The organism is Mesorhizobium sp. M0058 (assembly GCF_040323095.1).
In the GTDB taxonomy this organism is placed as follows: domain Bacteria; phylum Pseudomonadota; class Alphaproteobacteria; order Rhizobiales; family Rhizobiaceae; genus Mesorhizobium.
The window spans coordinates 1-4,292 of sequence record NZ_JAMYUQ010000045.1 but is presented as its reverse complement, the minus strand read 5'-3'; the positions used below and the strand labels follow the sequence as shown (position 1 = coordinate 4,292).

At 62.2% G+C, this 4,292-nt stretch carries 4 protein-coding genes; all 4 read right to left on the bottom strand.

Annotated features, from left to right (window positions below; all coding sequences use genetic code 11):
• Positions 1-436, bottom strand: a 436-nt coding sequence (locus NKJ75_RS32675) for a hypothetical protein (protein WP_352500751.1), incomplete at its 3' end; no start/stop codon positions are given.
• On the bottom strand, positions 436-822 hold the full coding sequence (locus NKJ75_RS32670) for a hypothetical protein (RefSeq protein ID WP_031247118.1): 387 nt from the start codon (positions 820-822) through the stop codon (positions 436-438). The genes NKJ75_RS32670 and NKJ75_RS32675, both read right to left, overlap by 1 nt.
• A 1-nt stretch (position 823) precedes the next feature.
• Entirely contained in the window at positions 824-3,694 is a 2,871-nt protein-coding gene (locus tag NKJ75_RS32665; protein WP_352500750.1) for a phage tail length tape measure family protein, read from the bottom strand.
• Positions 3,694-4,050 carry a hypothetical protein gene (locus NKJ75_RS32660; protein ID WP_352500749.1) on the bottom strand — a complete coding sequence of 119 codons (357 nt, stop codon included), beginning with the start codon at positions 4,048-4,050 and terminating at the stop codon, positions 3,694-3,696. The genes NKJ75_RS32665 and NKJ75_RS32660 overlap by 1 nt, the downstream gene beginning before the upstream one ends.
• Positions 4,051-4,292: the final 242 nt, after the last annotated feature.

Here is a 4,292-nt window from a genome sequence, read left to right as displayed (position 1 = left end):
TTTCGGCATCGAAGACAACTTCGTCGTTGACCTCAAGACGGACCAGTTTGTAGCCGTCACCAAATGGATCATAGGCCAGCAGATAGCCCATTGATGCGACCTGGCTGGCGCCCTGGATTGGCACCAGCGCGACGCGGGAGAACGGGTCATTGTTCAGCCAGCCCGTGCCGCCGACGTCTCCCAACCCCTGCGTGTTCGTCAGCTTCACCTGCGTGTAGCCGGAGATGTTAGTGACCGTGGCGGCGCCACCGATGACAGGAATGCCATCGACCTTGTAGGTTCCGACAACGATGGGGATCTGGCGGCCAAGGACCGACGAAAAAGAAAAGGTCGGCGCGGCAGAAACCGGGTCTGGTTGCTTGGTGGTCTGCTCGGAACCCCAGCCGCCCCAAGACGACCCGACGTTCGACGAACCGGGCGTCGCAAACCAGACCATCAGCCGGCCCCCTGCAGCCGTAGGAAGCGCTGAATGCCGTCCGGAGTCCGGACTGCGAATGCCCTGTGCATCGCAACGATGTCGGTTCTCAAGATTGTCGCGGTTGCCAAAGGCTTGAGCGTCATCACGGTAATGCGGGTGGCATCCTGGGTGAGCAAAACCTTCATCAGGCAGGCCTCACCGCGCGCCACGCGGTGGCCGATGCTGTCACCCTCGGTTCCGTCTGAAAAGCGCCCTGGCACAAGCCAGATCGCGACGATGTCGCCCTCCTTGGGCTCATCCAACGCCGACACCGACCATAGAGAGCCGGCCAAAGCAGAGCCCAGGCAATCGCCGCCAGCGCTTTGCGACTGGTAGAGGTTCGGAAAGGTGGCCGGCGCCGGCATCCTATCGACCATTGATCGACCTCTGCATGTCCCGGCCGGCAAGCGCCATCTGGCGACGCATTTCGGAGATGCTGTCCTTTGAGATCGTCGTGCCGCCCTCGACCTTGACGTTGACGTTGACCTGGACGGGCCGACTATCGACACCGCCCTTTGACGACCCGCTGCTGCGCTGATCGCTGATCTGGTCGGTGTCGGCGATGATGACGTGCTCGCGCGGCTTCTTGAAGAACTCGACCTTCTGTGTGTCGCCGGGTCCGCCGCCGATCATGCCGCCCGTAGAGAAGCCGTAGACCGCCCGATGCGCGATCTGCTGTGGCGTCGCCGAAAGCCCCTGAGCGCCATAGCCGATGATGCCGCTGACGTTGTGAGCGTTGGACTTGGCCACAGCTAGCGCCTTCAAGTAAGCAGCATATTTCGGGTCGCGCTCCGTGCCGCCCGAGGCAGACGATCCACCGCTAGACGACGAGCCGCCACCGAATGAAGCGGATCCAGAAGTCTTGATGTCATCGAGCAACTGAGCCGTCTTCTTGGTGTTCACCGCGGTATCGGTGATCGCAGCGGTTAGCTTGTCCTGGTCAGCCGTGGTCTGCGATGTCGTGGCAAGCGCCATCGATTGCGCATGGGGAATGACCGTCCCCGCCGATTGCGGCAGGACAAGCTCCGGCCCCTTTTCACCAACCCAATAAGGTGTGTTGGGCGAGATTGGACCGCCTGCCGCGCGCCCTTGGTAGTCGTACGTATAGGTCGACGGCATCTGGCTTTCATTCACGCCCGCCGGCAGGTAATAGATAGGTTTGCCGGCATTCGCTCCCGTCGTTGAGATGTCGCCGTTAGGCCCGCCGCCACCACCGCCGTACATGGCATTAACCTGCGCAAGAACCCTTGGGTCTTGATAGGTCTTGGGCTGCGTATAGCCCCACGAGTTGGTGGAGGTGTTGAAGATCGGAGTCGAGGAGACCGCCGGGCCATTTGACGAATAGCGCGTGACACCGACGCCGGTCGTGCCGCCGCCAGATGACTTCGGCACATCGTAGGTCGACTGCGTGCCCGTCCCGACCTGGCGCGTGACCACGGTGATGGTGACTGTGCGATTCTGGATCGCCTGAATCGCCCGGTTAAGCTGAGCGGCATCAGCGGCGCCGGCATCCATCTGCATCCGGGCGCGGACCAGGCTGTCGATGAACCTGTTGACCTGTTCGACGCCGAGACCGCCCTCAATGAGCGTCTGGCGCAACATGTCAATGCCAGAGGCAACGGTGCTGGCGGTGGTGTTCCCACTGTTCAGCGCGTCGAAAAGCCTGTTGATGATGCCGACGGTATTCCCCAGCGCGGCGTTGGCGCCGTCAATGTTGCGTACATCTCCGAAGAACGCTTGGATGTTGTCCTTGCCGCCGGCGGTGGCGATAGCCTCCTTCAGCGTCTCGACCTGTGTTGTCGTGTCGCGGAACTGCTTGCTGAGATCGAGCATGCTCTGCGCCTGCTCACGCCGCATGTTCTGGATGGTCTGGCCGGCCTGCTCGAATTGGCCGACGACGCCCTGGAAGGACCCGCCCAACGAGCGGGTGACCCCGAACCCATCAGACCCGCCGCTGTCGATGGTGCCGAATAGCTTCGCGATCGTGGCGTCTGCAGTCCCTGCATCACGGTTGATATTTTTAAAGCCAGCTGCGACTTCTGCCAGCGACTTGGTGGCTTTCTGATTATCAACAGCGATGCTCTTTGCTTCCAGATCTGCCGGGATCGTTGCTGCAACCTTTGCCGCTTGCTCTGCGGTGTCCTGCAAACCTTTCGCGAACTCGTGCGCATTCTTAGAGAGGGTCGGATCGAGGCGTATCCTGCCGAGCTCGCTTTGCAGATCAACCGCATCCAGGGCGCCGCTCTTGAGTTCCTTGGCAAGCTCGGCGAATTGCTCAAGCCCGGCCTTGCCAATCCTGGCGAAGTCCCCGTCGCCGGTGTCGAGTAGATCCATCTGCCGACGCATGTCGTTCATCAGGGAAGCCAACGTTTTACGCGCTTCGCTCACCTGATCTGCCGTGTCGGCGGCGATGACCGACTTCGGCATCTGGGAAGCCTGGTCCTCGTACTTCTTTGCCGCTGCTGCCGCCGCCGGATAAGCCTTGGCGATGTCGTCGATCAGCGCTTTGTGGCCCTTCAGCACTTCGTCAGCGGATTTTATGTCCTCGCGCGTGGCCAAGGCATACGTGGCAATCGCAACGCCAGCGAGTCCAGCGGCGGTGATGATGCCGCCCAGCGGCGTTGAGACGAAACTGAGTATACCTGCGCCTACCGCCTTCAGTGATCCAAGTGCGCCCGTTGGTCCGCTTTCCAGCGCATCGAAAATCTGCCCCGCCTGACTTGCGAAAATCTGCATCGGCGGTGCGCCGAGCGCGAACATTGTGATGACGTCGTTGCCCTGCCGAGACAGGTTGAGCATCTGGTTCGATGTCAGCCGCGCGGCGGTCCCCACGCTGGCGATATGGGTCACCCCGGCGCGCGTGGACGCGGAAACAGCATCGGTCTTCTGTCTGACAAGATCGAGAACTCTCGCACGTTCGACCTCATCGATGCCGAGTTTGCGCGCCGCAGCATCGGCCGTGATCAACGCGCGTTCCATCTGCTTGGTGGCTGCAAACGCCGGGTCGACGGAAGCCTTCAGGCGATCCCATGACTTGGCGGTTGACGAGACCGAGCCGGCGGTGCCGGTCATCACCATAGTCTGTTTTTCGATCGCCACGCTGGCTGCGTTGGCCTGATCGATCGTCTTGTCATAGGCAGCTTGGGCCGCCTTCATGGCGCGCACGAAGGCAGCCGAACCTTGCTCGGCCTGCCTGGAGTCGATTATCAGCTCTGTTACGACGGTTTCGTCGGCCATCAGTGCACGGGCTCCTTGGTTTTGGCCGCCGGCGAGAAGATTTCGGGCGACCAGTTGACCCCTGCCACCAGCGTCAGCGGCTCGAGGTCCGCGATGGCAACGGCCTTCGCTAGCACTTCCCGCGCTTCGCGCTTGCGGCCGGCTTGGGATAGCGCATGGATGCTGCGAACCGTCGATTTCTGGGTGGCAACCAAGTTGGCGAGCGAGGTCACCAGGCTATTGTGCGCTGAGGTGGCAGCGTTGAAAGCCTGGTGCATGCGCTCGAGTTCGTCGGCCAGGTCGAGTGCGTGGGCGGCGATCTCGGCTGGCGTCATGCGGGCGTGGGCGGCGGCGAGCTGATCGGCGGCGGAGCTCATGTGTCCACACCTGAGCTGTTCGGCCCGGCGGAACTGGAGCGCGTATTCCGCCGGGCCGTTGACGTGCGGCAATGAGCGAGCCGCACATTTCTGAAACGGAAGGACATCGGCTCAGCCCTTTGCCCGGAGCCGCAGTCGGTGGCGTCGCGCTCGCATGTCGGCCGCGATGGTCACTGGTTGACGGTTTGCGGACTTGCCTGGCGCTGCCGACGGCTTCTTGCTGCTGATCAGTCGCTGCAGCG

Bases quoted from the DNA above. Each gene is read 5' to 3' on its own strand.
- NKJ75_RS32660 (WP_352500749.1), bottom strand. From the start codon at position 4,050: ATGAGCTCCGCCGCCGATCAGCTCGCCGCCGCCCACGCCCGCATGACG.
- NKJ75_RS32665 (WP_352500750.1), bottom strand. From the start codon at position 3,694: ATGGCCGACGAAACCGTCGTAACAGAGCTGATAATCGACTCCAGGCAG.
- NKJ75_RS32670 (WP_031247118.1), bottom strand. From the start codon at position 822: ATGCCGGCGCCGGCCACCTTTCCGAACCTCTACCAGTCGCAAAGCGCT.